The organism is Chryseobacterium sp. S0630, from assembly GCF_024158915.1.
Taxonomy (GTDB): domain Bacteria; phylum Bacteroidota; class Bacteroidia; order Flavobacteriales; family Weeksellaceae; genus Chryseobacterium.
In genome coordinates this window covers 15,914-31,704 of the sequence record NZ_JAMZGF010000001.1, presented here as the reverse complement: position 1 = coordinate 31,704, position 15,791 = coordinate 15,914, and the positions used below count along the sequence as shown (strand labels likewise).

At 35.1% G+C, this 15,791-nt stretch carries 14 protein-coding genes; 6 read left to right on the top strand and 8 right to left on the bottom strand.

Annotation, left to right across the window (positions count from 1 at the left end):
- Positions 1-86: 86 nt before the first annotated feature.
- From NK356_RS00160 to NK356_RS00135, 6 genes are all read right to left on the bottom strand, one after another.
- Complete coding sequence (locus tag NK356_RS00160) at positions 87-593, bottom strand: hypothetical protein (protein ID WP_253315883.1); 507 nt, start codon at positions 591-593, stop codon at positions 87-89.
- Between the two features lie 124 nt (positions 594-717).
- Complete coding sequence (locus NK356_RS00155) at positions 718-2,295, bottom strand: hypothetical protein (RefSeq protein ID WP_253315882.1); 1,578 nt, start codon at positions 2,293-2,295, stop codon at positions 718-720.
- A 29-nt stretch (positions 2,296-2,324) separates the two neighbouring features.
- Positions 2,325-5,972 carry a hypothetical protein gene (locus tag NK356_RS00150; RefSeq protein ID WP_253315881.1) on the bottom strand — a complete coding sequence of 1,216 codons (3,648 nt, stop codon included), beginning with the start codon at positions 5,970-5,972 and terminating at the stop codon, positions 2,325-2,327.
- A gap of 343 nt (positions 5,973-6,315) precedes the next feature.
- Positions 6,316-6,789 carry a hypothetical protein gene (locus tag NK356_RS00145; RefSeq protein WP_253315880.1) on the bottom strand — a complete coding sequence of 158 codons (474 nt, stop codon included), beginning with the start codon at positions 6,787-6,789 and terminating at the stop codon, positions 6,316-6,318.
- A gap of 308 nt (positions 6,790-7,097) precedes the next feature.
- Positions 7,098-7,577 (bottom strand): hypothetical protein, encoded by a 480-nt coding sequence (locus NK356_RS00140; protein ID WP_034691970.1) that lies wholly within the window; start codon positions 7,575-7,577, stop codon positions 7,098-7,100.
- A 4-nt stretch (positions 7,578-7,581) separates the two neighbouring features.
- Entirely contained in the window at positions 7,582-9,636 is a 2,055-nt protein-coding gene (locus tag NK356_RS00135) for a hypothetical protein (RefSeq protein WP_253315879.1), read from the bottom strand.
- A gap of 175 nt (positions 9,637-9,811) precedes the next feature.
- Here NK356_RS00135 and NK356_RS00130 point away from each other — a divergent pair, with 175 nt between their 5' ends.
- From NK356_RS00130 to NK356_RS00115, 4 genes are read left to right on the top strand one after another with little or no spacing between them, the layout of a single operon-like run.
- Positions 9,812-10,321: a hypothetical protein gene (locus NK356_RS00130; protein WP_034691973.1), complete on the top strand. Its 510-nt coding sequence runs from the start codon at positions 9,812-9,814 to the stop codon at positions 10,319-10,321.
- On the top strand, positions 10,318-10,665 hold the full coding sequence (locus NK356_RS00125) for a tRNA-binding protein (RefSeq protein WP_034691975.1): 348 nt from the start codon (positions 10,318-10,320) through the stop codon (positions 10,663-10,665). The genes NK356_RS00130 and NK356_RS00125 overlap by 4 nt, the downstream gene beginning before the upstream one ends.
- Positions 10,666-10,683: 18 nt before the next feature.
- On the top strand, positions 10,684-11,385 hold the full coding sequence (locus tag NK356_RS00120) for a 3'-5' exonuclease (protein ID WP_034691977.1): 702 nt from the start codon (positions 10,684-10,686) through the stop codon (positions 11,383-11,385).
- A 3-nt stretch (positions 11,386-11,388) separates the two neighbouring features.
- The gene (locus tag NK356_RS00115) at positions 11,389-11,715 is read left to right on the top strand and encodes an SUF system Fe-S cluster assembly protein (protein ID WP_047422116.1); all 327 of its coding nucleotides are present in this window, start codon (positions 11,389-11,391) and stop codon (positions 11,713-11,715) included.
- A gap of 55 nt (positions 11,716-11,770) precedes the next feature.
- On the opposite strand, the gene NK356_RS00110 is transcribed toward NK356_RS00115, so the two are convergent.
- The gene (locus NK356_RS00110) at positions 11,771-12,607 is read right to left on the bottom strand and encodes a sulfurtransferase (RefSeq protein WP_253315878.1); all 837 of its coding nucleotides are present in this window, start codon (positions 12,605-12,607) and stop codon (positions 11,771-11,773) included.
- Between the two features lie 174 nt (positions 12,608-12,781).
- Positions 12,782-13,630 carry a hydroxymethylglutaryl-CoA lyase gene (locus tag NK356_RS00105; RefSeq protein WP_062672973.1) on the bottom strand — a complete coding sequence of 283 codons (849 nt, stop codon included), beginning with the start codon at positions 13,628-13,630 and terminating at the stop codon, positions 12,782-12,784.
- Positions 13,631-13,817: 187 nt separating this feature from the next.
- On the opposite strand from NK356_RS00105, the gene pepT reads away from it, so the two are divergent.
- Both pepT and NK356_RS00095 read left to right on the top strand, forming a co-directional pair.
- Positions 13,818-15,065 (top strand): peptidase T, encoded by a 1,248-nt coding sequence (pepT, locus tag NK356_RS00100; protein WP_034691985.1) that lies wholly within the window; start codon positions 13,818-13,820, stop codon positions 15,063-15,065.
- A gap of 6 nt (positions 15,066-15,071) precedes the next feature.
- The gene (locus tag NK356_RS00095; RefSeq protein ID WP_034691986.1) at positions 15,072-15,638 is read left to right on the top strand and encodes a hypothetical protein; all 567 of its coding nucleotides are present in this window, start codon (positions 15,072-15,074) and stop codon (positions 15,636-15,638) included.
- The last annotated feature ends 153 nt before the right edge of the window (positions 15,639-15,791 follow it).

Sequence of the window (15,791 nt, the reverse complement as noted above, 5' to 3'; positions counted from 1 at the left end):
TTTGTGATTTTTAAGGTGAATAAAGGCAGGGCTTTAAGGCTCTGCCTGTAAAATGGTTATAAATTCATATAAATAATAAGTTGTATTTAAAACAGTTTGTTTAGTTCACTGCTTTTCAACTCCACAAATTCCTGCAAATAACTTTTCAGGAGATCCAGAAAGCCTACCTTATTATTCTTAACAAGCCAAAGCATATAATGATGGGTATTCACTTTGATGATAGAGGTTTTGGGGTTTCCGGCCTCATCCAGAGCAGGATTCTGCGTTTCTTCATCTACTACAGGCACAAATATTCTGTCAAAGTTTTCATCTCTAAGGCTTGACCATTCCTCTTCTCCAATCAGCCATTCCGGAGTCGGCAGGTTGGAAGGTTCAATTTCATGGGTCTCTTTGTTCCTTAAAATCTGCTGATAAAAAAGATAGGTTCTTGGAAGTTCTGTATCTACCACCATTTTGTTGATTCGAATAAATCGGTTAAATGTTGGAAGTAAAGGATGTTCAGAGATCTGGATTTCCCCCAGGTTTAAATCTGTTGTATTAATTTCGTTTAAAAGTTGCTGTACTTGTTCTGGTATTAATAATTTTTCTTTCATAATTTTAAAATTTTGCTGGTTAAATAGCAATGTCTATCAGTTCATAGACATTGCTTGATTAAAAGGCAGAATTTTTCAGACTCTGCCTTTTTATATTGATTTTATCTCAAAGCTTGATAAAAGGTTATAGTTTATACAGTTCAACGATATTGGCGCTTACTCCAGTGTTTCCCATTGTGTTCATATTGTACATTCCAAAGGCAACCGCTCCTGTATAACCGGTTTTGGTGTAGGTAACAGTCTTATTATTAAAGTTTACAATAATGGTCCAGCTTCCTCCTCGTCTTATAAATGTAGCACTAAGGGCATACGTTGGGTCAGCAGTAGTTACTGCTTCGGCTGAATTATCAGGAAATATTTTACCCATAGGATACCAGTAAGACTGTACAAGCCTAACATTGGCAACGGTTTGGTTTAACAGGTCTACTCCATTGGCAGCATTGACTAATCCAACAAAATGAGTCATAGTTCCAAATCCGTTAGGTCCGCTAATCGTTGCTGTTTTACCTGTAATTTCAACACTCATGTAAAAATCTTCATCTGCTCCAATCAATTGGTTTGTCTTTCGGGCTGCGATGAAAGAAGAGTCATCAGCAAGTGCTTTTACATTACTGTCAGAACTGTAGCTTACAGCAGCTCCTGCCTGTGTAATTGCTGGTGATACCGCATTATTGTATATTTTCTGTTCCCAAACAATGTTATTGAGAGGGATACGCTGTATCTGGGTTACTACACGGATGGTAAAACTTGTCAGATACCACGCTACACCATTCCACAATCTGAGTTTATATTCTCCTGCCGGAATATTTTTAAAATTGTAATAGAATGTAAGATCAATTCCATTGGAATATAACTGGACCTGTGAGCCTGGTATTGCCACAACAACTGTAGCGGTATCAGCCGAAACACTATCCTGAGTACATAGCTCTACTTTAAAACTGGTAGATGGAAGGTTTAGGTTTGCTCCTTTTAAGTTGATCCAAAACGGTCTGTCTGTTTTATCTACAATTGGTGGTGATATCACTGCCACGCTCATGGTGTCCGTACTCCAGCCTCCATTCATTTTTGTTTTCCATGCTGATCTTTCAGCTTCCGTCATTTGGCTTGGCATTTCCAACAGTAGATTTTTACTGTCTACCACAGCATTTAAGCCACTGGTATTTTGAACCACAACTTTCTGAAAATTAGCTGTATCAGAATTCTTATTGGGTAACCCGGATAATACATAAGGATTTCCTAAAGTGTTGATTGAAAATGAAGCATTAAGGGTGTGGCTTCTTGCTGAGCTGCTAGACAGGTTTGCATTCATCATATTTTTCCCCAAATCACCTGCAGGAAGTTTGGCTACATCACCATTATCATTCAATCCTATAATTTTAGGATAATCCTGCGCATTTCCATCGGTCAAAGGAATTTCTAATTTTTCAGCTAATTTTTCCTTTGTTTTGATATTGTATTGAGCCTGACTTGCGATTCCTTCAGCTAAAAGATCAGCATTTGAAATACTTACATGATTATCTGCTAATTCCAATGGAATTGTTCCGTCAACAACTGCATGGGTCTTTAAATCACCATTTTCATCAACAGCATAATCTGTGTAAGTGAGAGAACCCGGTGTCGCTACCTGATAAATAGCATTCACTTCTCTTTCTCCAATTGGAGGTAATTCATTGGCACGTATAATTTTTCCTATAATTGGCATTTTTTTAATTTTTAAGGTTAATAATTATGTTATTTCCAGTCTCCCAAAATAACTTTCTGTCCTTCCAGCGATTCTACTCCAAGAAGATTATTGTTAGTCCCAAAATTGAATCTATCCTCAGTAATTACTTCTGAAGGCACTTCAAAATCATCTGGATTTTCAATAGTAAATGGTAGTGCATGAGCTACTCTCAGCCCAATACTTTCTGCCTGAAGAATATTTAAGGTTGTAGGAAGTCTCGTGATCCATGCTTTTCCATGTTTTTTGCCTTTTGGCTGCTTCAATTCATCTACAATTGATAAATAAAGATCATCTCCAATCACAGGAACTTCACCTCCATTCCAAATCTTTCCGGTCGCCAAATAAAACTGTACAGCGGCCTCAAAACCTGGACGCACAGTAGCAACCACTCTGGCCATACCACTTTGTAAAAAGGCTTTGAAAACAGGATCCGTATTCTCTGCTTTGTACATGTCTGACCAGTTTTCTTTATTGCCCCAATAGTATGGATACAGGTAGTAGGAAAGATTTTCCCATTCAAATGCCTGTTCCATAAATTTTACAAAAGCGGAGTATTGATCAAGATTCTTAGAAAGTTTCGTTTCATAATCTGCAAAAGAACTTCCTTGTGTCAGGCCTGATAAGCCGTAGCCATGAATTGAGTTTGAAGCTCTGTCTGCCATGTAAGAAATACAGTTTTTTCTGAGAATAGTATTTTCAATCTGTCTGTAAAAGTTTGGATTGGAATCTTTTACTACAGAAGCTTTGTTTTCCTCCTCAGAAACGGCATTGTTATATTCGACCAAAGCAACTTCGTAAGCATCAATAATAGCCTTGAACGTTTTAAGCTGCCACTGTTTCTTGGCATCTTCTGTCAGGACACATGCAATAGAAAGTGATGTTTCAAAAGAATAAAATCTGTCTGTAGAAATGCTCACGGCAACATCACCAGTATATCCAATAAAACTTCCGGTTTTGCTAAAACCTGATGCAGCAATGCCATCAACCACACGTTTATCAGCAATATTAACATTCAATAATGAGCTTACATATTCTTTTCCGCCTCCACTAATTGAATATTCTGTACTGATATATCCTTCAGGAATTTTCACTACATCCTGTATTCCTATAGCACTCGTTGCTCCTGCTGTCTCACTCATATCAGGAGTTTTATCTCTCCCATATGCAAACCCTTTGGTTACTTTAATTGTATTTTGAAGAAAGCTTTCAATTTCTACATTGTACCTGCTAATCCAGTATTTTAAAGTAGCTTCATCACTCAGCGCAGTAAAATCTTTCATCGGCATTACAGCAGAAGTCCTAGGATCTTCAGGTTTTACAAACTTGCTTTTTGTCATTCCCAGCAAATGTAATTTTGCAGGCTCTGGAATCATGAATTCAAACATCATACGTTTCCCATAATCATAGATCTGGTTTTTCATCAGCTTATCCACCCATCTGTAAACACCTACTACATGCTTATCTCCTTTTTTATTATCAAAGCCATGAGAATTGTTTTCTTCAAATTCTTCAATAATTTTCTCAATTCTTTCTTCGTGAACTTTTGTAACAATTCTGTCCATAGCTCTCGATGTAATATCCTGAGCCTGAGTCACTGCCTGTCTGGTACTCTCATCTCTTGAACTATGACTGGCATTGCCGAGCCCTAAACTTGTATTGATATTTGCATTTCCTGTTTTGTAACTTGCATTTACCCCAAACTGAGTATTGCTGTCTGATGCTTCCTGCATCATTTTTGCAATCTCATTCTGCATTTCAAAACGGGTAGCTGTAGTAGTATCAGTAAGCTGTTCTCTTTCAGTATCAGAAGATGTCGTTGTCGTATTTTCACTTCTTCTTAGTCTTCTGGTAGATTTCTCACGATATTCTCTAGCCATAATATTCTCAATATGAGCAACTTCACCTTCAACGTAGGCATGAGTGGTCTGCTCCACTTTCAAATAATCTGCAATACCGATTTGTTTGAATCCGAATCCTGATGGAATAAAATTATTGTCATCTTCTTCAGTATCTACAAGTTCTTCCTCATCTACTTCAAGTAAAAAACGATCTGATAAACAAGCTCTTGCCTGTAGTTTACTTACATAAATATTAGCTATTTTTCCATTAGTAAACATGATTTTTGCACTCAATGAGGCATCCTGTATGGTATTAAAATCTAATCCCGGCATACAAAGATCATTCAGAAAGATGGTGTTGCCTGATCTGGATTTCACAAAATAATTACCGTTGAAAACTGCAGAGCCATTATTAGGGGCTAAAGTATAAGAGATTGCATTCACATCCCATAATGAGTCCGGAACTGTAAGTGCCATATCAAATGTAAACCCTGTAAAAACATACTTCGGGCAGATCTGATAGCTGAAAGGAGCAGCAATGGTTCTTGCAAAAGGAATCAAAACACCTCCTATACTGGTATATGCTTCATTATCTACATTGGTATTTTCAACAATGACATTACCGGCTTTTTCAACGGCTTGTTTTAATAGAGAATCAATTTCCAAAAAAGTATTTCTCCCTTCCAAAAGTCCTGCAAGATCCGAAGTACTCAGCTCTGCAGACCTCTCCTGATTGGGCTCTGGCTGAAAATGATGCCCTAAGATATCAAGCAACGCATCTAGGTTTTCAGGTTTTAATGCTCTTAATAAAGAATCTGGTTCTATTTCAGCTCTGAACTGAAAATTGAATCGTGGCAATACAGGTTCAGGAATACCCGGAATTTGTTGGCACGGATCTAAAGGATCATATTTTACCTCAGGATTTCTTACCTGACAATAGTTTTGTTTGTGCGCAGACAGCTCTCTTTTATATCCTTCAAGAATTGAAGTAATTTCGCTTTGATGAATTTCTTCTTTTGCTGTATAATCTTTTTGATACTCTGCTTTATATAATCTTTCAATCGTAGAAAGGTTTTTCTTTAAAGCTTCATATTTTTCAAGCTTAATCTTTGCAGCAGAAATAAGCTGCTGACTTTTCATTTCTTCTGTTGGAGAAGTCTCTTTGGGTCCTTCAGAAGCCATTCTTGAAACCGATTGCAATGCTGAAGCAGTCACATCTTCCATCATCAGTTCTTTAGGCAAAATAACTCTTGCAACAAGTGCATTTTTCATTTCTTCCTCATTGGATACAGAAAGAATATGATGCGCCAATAGCTGTTGCATAACAACTTCCTTAACATAAAAATCTTTCTGAGTTACTACCTGATAAATTAGATTATTCCATAGCCCAATTAATGGCGGGGCTACAGGAGGCGTCTGTGGATCTGTTAATACTGCCCTTTTAGCCATAACCTCCTCATAGGTACAGGTATTTTTATTTTTGGCCAGCCAGGTTCCGAATGTATAATAAGCCTTATAGGTTCTTTTAAAACCTTCTAAATTATTCTGGCTGCTTGATTCTATTGAAATACGTTCCGGATTATTTACATAATTGGCAGCACAGGTTTGCAGCAGCTTTTGTTTAGCTTCGGTTCCATTAACAACCGGAACATAAAAAGCATTATCGTTTTTAAGACCCTGAGGAATAACAATGAATCTCTTGTCTTGTTTCGTATCATCCGATAATTCAGGACTTCTAAGACTTACAAATCTGAAAAGTGTTTGTGATGGTGTATTTTCTACAGTTGCGCCTGTAGTATTATTTTCCATATCGTTCATTTTGTGTAATTTTGTATAGGTTAAAATAGGTTGAGATCTGAAGCTCTTTTTAGTAGAATGTCTTCAGGTTTTAGCCTTATTTTTTTAGGTGGTTTCCGGCAAAAGATGTCCACCTGGAATTTTTAAGTCTAGTTTCATATTGTGTTTTTTTTCTTGAAGCAAAGATCACCCCCAGAAGCGACAGAACTCGTCGTATAAAAAAGATTTTAGTATTTTTTTCAACAATAAAAAAACCACCCAATAGGTGGTTTAAAATGTATGTTCTATATGATCTTGTTGAAGATATGATTTAAGAAACAAAGAGACTATCTTTTGAAACAGCCTTTTCTATATTTTGAGTATTCTATGCTTTTTCCAATTCTTCTAAGATTTTATCCATTACTTCTTGCGTGGTAAAATATAGATATTGATTTTTTTCTTTATCGAATTTCTCATCGTTATCTTGCATTAAAAGATTAATTACATCTGGAATTCCATACTTAAATTTTAAGCGAACACATCCCCCATAGCCTCTTGGGATAACTCCAATATTATCATTCTTTTTTAAAGAAACAAAATCTATTTCACACTCCGTCTTTTTATAATTTTTGGGGTCTTGTCTTAAATAAATAACATTATATTTTTCCCCTAATACTATATCATTATCTCTACCAATATTTTTTATATAGATATGTATAGTCCTATCTATGGGAGGTAATTCATAGTGAGATATATCCTTATTGGAAAGCATTGCATCTGCTCCTAAATTTAGTTTATTATTAAAAAATCCTTCTATACTCAAATCCATAAAGAATTCTTTTAAATCTATATTACTCATAATCTTGTATTTTTATTTATTATCATTTGCAATAGGTTACTTTACAAACTTATACACTTTACTTGCTGGTTGTAGTTTTATTAACTTATTAGAAAAGTCTGATGCTTCTTTTGGTGTTAATTTTCTCGTATTCTCAAGCCAATATCTTGCATTATCTATATCCATTTTAGTATCTAAACTAATTCCATAAACTTCTTCTACTAATTTTCTTGCATCTTCAATGGCAATTTCCTTTGTAGCAAAATTAGATAAATTTTCAGGTGATTTATTTAGTAAAAAAACCGCTCATTACTGAACGGTTTCTAATTTTAAACATTTTCTGCTTTATCTAATTCTGCTAAGATTTCATCTATTACTTCTTGAGTAGTGAAATATAAAAAACTATGTTTATTTTTATCATATTTTTCTTTATCATCTTGCATAAGAACTTTTGTTATTTCAGGAACTTCATCTTTAAATTTTAGACGTATAATTCCTCCGTAACCGCTGGGAATAATTCCAATATTATCATTCTTTTTTAAAGAAACAAAATTGATCTCACAATCTACGTTTTGATAAATTCTAGGATTATTTCTATCAAATATTACATTGTATTTTGTACCTAAAATTATATCATTATCATTGTGAACATTATATAAATACATACACGTATTACGATTAATTGGTTCTAAAAAATGTTTTTTAATATCATTATCTGACAACATTTCTAATGATGAAAAATAAATTTTATTATCAAAAAATCTGTTTTCAAACAAACTATCGTAAAATTCTTTTAATTGGGAATTCATAATATTATTTTTTTAATTTAATTGTATTTTTATAAAATTCTGATGCTTGTTTTGGGGTCAATTTTGTTGTTTCCATTAATAACTCATTTGCCCTCTGAGTATTCGATATTTTTGTATCTAAAGCTACTCCATACATTTCTTCTATTAGTTTTCTTGCATCTTCAATGGCAATTTCCCTTGTAGCAAAATTAGATAAATTTTCAGGAGAAGTATTTATAATAATTTCAAGCTCTTTTTCAAACCTATAATTAGCTGATTGTAAATTTAAACCTTTTAAATCTTTAGGGACATAAATTTGCAAAACACCTTTTGTTCCGGGTTTAGATGAGGATTCTATACCAAAGATAACAGCTCTTATCGGATCTGTTGAAGTTGAAGCCCCATATTCTATTGAATTACTATTTCCTGCAAAGAGTTCTCCATTTATGCTTCTTGTTGTTCCTCTGAAGAGTGCTTGTATTCCTACTTTCTCTAAATCTTCTGCCATTACATTTTGGTCTACTTTTCCTAAAAATGCTATAAGCTCTTCTACATTTTTTATTTTCCTGCCGCTAAAAATTCTTGATAAAATAGCTACACCTCTTGCAATTCCTGCTCCAAATTCGGGTAATAGTCCTGTCGCAATATTATTCAGAATGATCCAAAATTCTTCGTCTATTTTTTTATTAGTAAAATATTCCGCAACAAAACAAGGAATATATAGCTCTTTACCTTCCTCAACAACAATTTTCATAGGACTGAAAGGGCTTTCAATCTTATTTCCAATTTCCTTTCCAGCATAATACATTGGAAAGGAATCCTGATCATGACCAAATAATGCAGTACCTACCCTGTACTTTTTTCCTTTTTCTAAATAATAAGCGAAACCAGTATATCTTATAAATGGATCATTAACTTCATCAGAAGGTTTGTATTCCTCATAATCAATATCAAATTTCCATGCTTGTTCAAGTTCTTTATTTGTCCAGTTTTTTAAACCCATTCTTGAAAAAGTTGTAATTAATTCCTCAATATGCTTATTGCTGAATTTTTCAAATACTCTACGAACAGGTTCAGGATTTTTATTTATTTCATTATACCACCAATTTGCATTTTTTACACCTTTCAGCAGATTAATAATTGAAATATTTTCATTAGTCCCAATTGTATCAATACCTTTTCCAGAAAGAGAAACAAAATCCTTCCAAAGCATTTCATCGGTAAGAGCTTCCAAAACAAAATCAGGAATGTTTTCATATAAGGCATCAATAATATCAGGGTTGCTTTTAGCCGTTGCAAAAAAATGTTTATAATATTTTATAATATCATTTTTCATTTGCTCAGCTTGTGAATTACCTTTTATAATGCGCAAAAATTCAATGAAGATTTCTACATTCCCCGTATAAAGTTTTATTGCAATATATTCATCATTCAATTTGAAATCGTAAGGACTTTCTGTTGCATCTGTTTGTGCATCGGAAAACTTCTTATCTTCTCCATCTTTATAAATAAAATTGAGATTATAGATTACTTTATAATTGTCAAAATATATCCCAAAATTATAAGAATTACTCAATAAGTTCTTTCTGGTATTCAGTTTTGATACATCAAAAATGGCCTGAACTTCTTTATCATTCTTTTTATATAAAAAAGGTTTGTTATTTTTAATATTACTGAAGACAGGAATACCAAATGAAGACGAGCCTGAATACATTGTTTTGTCTTCCAGTAAATACTTTTCGGGCTCAAATAAAAAGCTTTTTATCTGTCCTAACTTTTCTTTTAAATCTTTTGCAAGAAGTTCATAGTTAATCCCTCCTGTATAAAAGTCTTCAGATAAAGCATCATAATCTTCGGAGGTAGGTTTATAAAAAAGACTATTTTTACCAAAAGGTGTGCTTAATGCAAGCTCATTGGAAATTTCATCAAATGTTTTGTTGGTTCTTATTCCCTCAAAAGGGTCTTTCCCACTCCCATAAATTCCTTTTTCGAGTTCTGCAAATTTTATGATACGGCTTCCTTGAAGTACTCGTTTACTTTCTTCGTCAAAATCGTTAAAGTCGTCTAAAATATTTTCCATAAAATTGTGTTCTAATTGTTTGCTTTTCTGAAACGTTTCTAAAAGCAAATATATATGGCAGAAGCGACAGAACTCGTCGTATAAAAAAGATTTTCCATCTTTTATCATAAACCTTTGAGACAAAACTTCTTAGTATTCTCAATATTTTAATACATTTGTTTAAAACATATTTCAGATGAATTTCGAACAGATCAACTTCCATCTTGAGGCTTACAAAGAACACAACCAGATTCTGGATGCAGCAAAATACCTGATCCATTCTTTTGAGCTGGAGCATGAAAACTTTGCAGGTTTCGGATTCAGGGAAGAACTCTCTCCTACTTCGATGCTTCTTACAGCAGAAGGTGAGCTGGGAGGGCCACAAACCGTAATGATCCCACGAAATTTATTTGATTTTGACCTGAACCTTGTTCTGAATATGGTAGCCCATGAAATGCTTCATGTGAGACAGAAAGCTCCCGGACACGTCATTGAAGACAAAAATGAAAGGGAATTTCAGGCGTATTATGAGATGCTTTTTCACAAAGTTTTTCCGCAGATTCCTGAGGTTTCAAATTTTCATAAAAAATTCTTCGGTGGAAAGGCCTTGGAATATTATAAAAGAATGGGTGAAGGCTCAGTGTTGCAACAAAAATATGCAGAACAGAAAATAGAAGTAGAACATTTAATCAACGAATTACCATGACAGTAAAACCAGATATCACCTGGGCAGATTTTGAAAAAATAGACATCAGATGCGGGACTATCATCTCAGTGAATGATTTTGAAAAAGCAAGAAACCCATCTTATCAGCTGGAAATAGATTTTGGAGACTTGGGAATCCGAAAATCGTCGGCACAAATTACTTCTCTTTACGAAAAAGAAGAACTTGTAGGAAAGCAGATTTTAGCGGTTGTTAATTTCCCTAAAAAGCAGATTGCCAATTTCTTCAGTGAATGTCTTGTGTTGGGATTATATGGTGAAGACAAGAAAGATGTTACACTTTTAGCGCCTTCATTACCTACGAAAAATGGAATGCAGGTAGGATAAACACCCAACAAAACACATATGATACAAAACATCCCCTTAGAAAGAGTTTTATTCCTTGATATTGAAACAGTTCCACAAGCTGGATCATGGGACGATTTATCCGAAACCGATCAGTATCTGTGGGATAAAAAAACAAGATTTCAGAGAAAAGACGATGTTACCGCAGAAGAATTTTATGAAAGAGCCGGTATTATGGCCGAATTTGGAAAAATTATCTGCATCACCATCGGAATGGTTGAAAAGAATGAAACCCTAAAAATAAAAAGCTTTTCCGGACATGATGAAAAGAAAATGCTTCAGGAATTTGGAGAAATCTTCAACAGCCCAAGGCTTTACAATGTAATTCTCTGTGCTCACAATGGAAAAGAATTTGATTTTCCCTGGATTGCCAGAAGATACCTTATCAATGGAATGCAGCCTCCGGCTCCGTTTCAGATGTTTGGAAAAAAACCTTGGGAAGTTCCCCACATCGATACAATGGAACTATGGAAATTTGGGGATTATAAGAGTTTTGTATCGCTGGAACTACTGGCCCATGTCTTTGGTATTCCTACTCCGAAAGATGATATTGACGGCTCAATGGTTTCATCAATTTACTACATAGAAAAAGACTTGCAGAGAATTGTTGACTATTGTGAAAAAGATGTCTTAACTTTGGCAAATATTTTCCGGCGCATGCGTCAGGAAGATTTGTTGAAAAGGAATATCAATCTAGATTAAAAAATGAAATTTACAGACGATCAAATTGCTGACATTGGTGAGGAAATCATTGGTGTACTGAAAACCGTATATGACCCCGAAATTCCGGTAGATATTTACGAATTAGGGCTGATTTATGATGTCCAGATCTCCGATGATGCTGACGTAAAAATTATAATGACCCTTACTACTCCCAACTGTCCTGTTGCAGAAACTCTTCCTCAGGAGGTAAAAGATAAAGTAGCTGAAGTAGAGCATGTAAATAGTGTAGATTTAGAGCTTACTTTTGAACCGAGCTGGAACAAGGATATGATGAGCGAAGAGGCGAAGTTTGAGCTGGGAATGCTTTAAATATTACCCTTAACAATATAAAACCCCAAAGAATTATTCTTCGGGGTTTTTGTTTTTAAATATCTTTTGCTATTTCCTTTCCCTCTCTCCTGCTCCACTCACTCCATGAACCTACATACAGATCCGGAATGGGAAATCCTGCATAGTCCAATGCTAAGATCGTATGACATGCAGTAACACCTGAACCACAGTGAATGATCAGATGCTCAGGTTTCCCCTCTAACAGCTGGCTATATTTTTCTTTTAAAATTTCCGGACTCAGGAAATTTCCGCTCTCGTCAAGATTTTCAGAAAAAGGAATATTGATTGCTCCCGGAATATGCCCGGCAACAAGATCAATCGGTTCAGATTCACCTTTATAACGATAAGCATCTCTCACATCAACAACTGTAGAAGAATGGTTTTTCAATTCATTTTCAACAGTTTCCAGGCTCGAAACCGGAAGACTCCAGTGATTTTTTTTAATTAAAGCCGCTTTATCAAATTTCTCTTCTCCGGAAGAAAATTCTAACCCTGCTTTTTCCGCAGCCTGCATTCCACCATCAAGAACCTGAACTTTTTCCAATCCGAAAGATCTCAGCATCCACCATGCTCTTGCTGCTGCATTGGAAGCATTTTTATCATCATACACAATGATGTGAGAGTTTTCAGCGATTCCAAGACCTGAAAGTGTCTCAGCAAACTTTTCTACGGAAGGAAGCGGATGTCTGCCTCCGAAAGCTGCATCCTCTCCTATTTCAGCCAGATCTTTATCCAGATCAATGAATCTTGCTCCGCTAATATGCTTTTCAAGGTAATTTTGCTTTACATCTTTTCCGGTTCTTGCATCAAGAAGAATAAGATTTTCTGTTGGAAGGTTTTTTAAATCGGATGGGGAGATTATTGGAGACATTTTTGTTGATTTTGGGTTAATATAATTATGTTTTGGCTAAAGCCATGTGTTTTTCAATATAGTAAAGCGGGCTAAAGCCCGCTCCTATTGATAGTTTTCTCGCAGATTCTGCTGATTAAGCAGATTTTCTTTTTATCTGTGGGATCTGCAGAATCTGCGAGAAATTTATTATTCTTAAAAATGAAAAATATCCTTCGCCTTGTTATAAGAACTTTCAAAGTTCAGAAGGTTCAGCTTATGTTCAGCTTTTTCAACACTCATAAAATTGATAACCTGTTCTGTAGGCATATTTCCCACAAGATCATCCTTAGCCATAGGACATCCTCCGATTCCTTTGATGGCACTGTCAAATCTTCGGCAACCTTGATCGTAAGCCGCTTTTAATTTTGAATAAGAATCTTCATAACGATTATGAAAATGTCCTCCGAAGTTAATTTCAGGATATTTTGAAGGTATTTTTTCAAACAAAAGAGCAATCGTTTCAGGAGTTGCTACTCCGGTAGTATCTGATAATAAGATATCTTTTACTCCGATGTCTGAGAACTTTTGGGCCCATTGGTCAACATCTTCCCATTTCCACATCTCGCCGTATGGATTTCCAAAAGCCATAGAGAAATAGATATTAAGTTGTTTCCCTTCACTTTTTACCAGCTCAAGCATTTTAATGATTTCATCAAAAGCTTCTTCCTGGCTTTTATTGGTATTTCTATGTTGAAAAGTTTCAGAAATAGAGAATGGAAATCCAAGAATGTCTACAGACTCATGTTTCAATGCTTTTTCGGCACCTCTGTAATTACCGATAATTGCTGAAACTTTAGTTTTGGAGCGTGATTTGTCGATATTTTTTGCCACCTCATCAGAGTCGGCCATCTGCGGAATCGCTTTTGGAGAAACAAAACTCAGACAATCCAATACATCAAAACCAACATCCATCAAGGAGTTGATATAATCTATTTTTTTATCGGTAGGGATAAATTCTCCCCATCCCTGCATTGCATCTCTAGGACATTCGGTAAGAAACATTTTTACTTTTTGATTTTCTCAAATATAATAAAACTAAACTACTTAGTACACTGTATATACAAAGCTAACACTATTTTGATTTTCAAAGATTTATATATGATTTATAATTTCAATAACTGATATTAAATTGCAAATAATGTATTCTCAGCATCAAATTTGCTAACTTTGTTAAAATTTATGATATCTGATGAGTACAATAGAATTCAACCCTTTGTGGAAAGAAAAATTACTGAACCGTTTTCTTAGCTATGTAAAAATATATTCAACCAGCGATGCAGAAAGTGAAACAACGCCTTCTACTCCTCGCCAGTGGGATATTGCCAACTATATTACTGAAGAACTTAAGACCATTGGCCTTGAGGATGTTTCTATAGATAGCAACGGTTATATCATGGGCTATGTTCCTTCTAACCTGGAAAACGATGACAGACCTACCATTGGGTTTATTTCACATTATGATACTTCACCGGATTTCAGCGGAGAAAATGTAAAACCTCAGGTTTGGGAAAATTATGATGGAAACGATCTTCTTTTGAACCAGGCAACAGGATTCACATTATCTCCTTCAAGATTTGAAAGCTTAAAAAAATATATCGGCCAGACGTTAATTACTACTGACGGAACCACTCTTTTGGGTGCTGATGATAAAGCAGGCTGTGCAGAAATTGTAACGGCAGCAGAATATCTTATTGCACATCCTGAGATCAAACATGGAAGAATTGCTATTGGCTTTACTCCGGATGAAGAAATCGGAAGAGGAGCTCACAAATTTGATGTTGCTAAATTTGGTGCAGAATGGGCTTATACTATGGATGGTGGAGAAGTTGGAGAATTGGAATATGAAAACTTTAACGCTGCCGGAGCTGTGGTAAAAATCCACGGGTTAAGTGTTCACCCTGGTTATGCTTACGGAAAAATGATCAATGCTGCTCTTTTAGCTGCTGAATTTGCTCAAATGCTTCCTGCAAACGAAACACCTGCAACGACAAAAGGTTTTGACGGATTCTATCATTTAATGGATATTACTGCTGATATTTCTGAAGCAAAACTTCAATACATCATCCGTGATCATGATGCAGATAAATTCGAAGCCAGAAAAAAAATCATGGAGGAAAAAGTAGCAGAATTCAATCAAAAACATGGTGAAGGAACTGCTGAAGTGGAGATTAAGGAGCAATACAGAAACATGAAGCAACAATTTGAAGGTAAAATGCATATTGTAGATCTTGCTGCTAAAGCAATGACTGAAGCTGGTATTGAACCTAAGATCAAAGCGATCAGAGGAGGTACAGATGGTGCTCAGCTTTCTTATATGGGACTTCCTTGTCCGAATATTTTCGCAGGAGGAATCAACTTCCACGGACCGTATGAATATGTCGCTTTGGAAAGTATGGAAAAAGCAACTGAAGTAATTATTAATATTGTAAAAGCCTAATAAATCATGAAAAAGGTCTTAGCATCAGCATTCATTTTCACTTTTATTTTCAGCAGTGCCCAGGTTTCTGAATTTCAGAGGGCAGATTCTCGCTATGAAAGAAAGAAAACGGCTCTGTATAATAAATATCCTAAGCCTAATGATTTAAGAACCAAGAAGGAATGGCTTTTAACAGAGGATAAAATAACGGCTTACAAAACCGCTTTAGATAAGGCTTCTCTGGAGGATCAGAAAATGATCTCCGCAGATCCTCCTGTAAAAACAAAAGTGAGTAAGGAAGCAGAATATGATAAAGGTAAAGCTGCTTTTCAAAAGCTATTATCTGAAGCTGTAGACCTTGATTTTCTCAACTTTTCTTCAGATTCTTACAAAACAACAATAAGTTTTGTTGTGGACTCTAAAGGGAATGCTCTTAATCCCAATGTAAAAGGAAACAATGAAGATGTAAACGCATTCATTGAAGCTGCTTTTTACAGGATTAAAGAGAAAGGCAAATGGAAACCGGCAGAAGACAAAGGAAAACCCGTCTCCTCCAATGTTACTATTCCTTTAGTAATGTCTTTTAAAAAATAATATACAAAACCCGCTATTCTGATAGCGGGTTTTTATTTTTCATATACCGAAAGCATAATCGAAGATCATTATGTTGTTGATATTAATTTAACACAATTCTTTTGTAAGTTTTAAATAATTCACTTAATTTTGATTAAACCTTAAAATCACTTT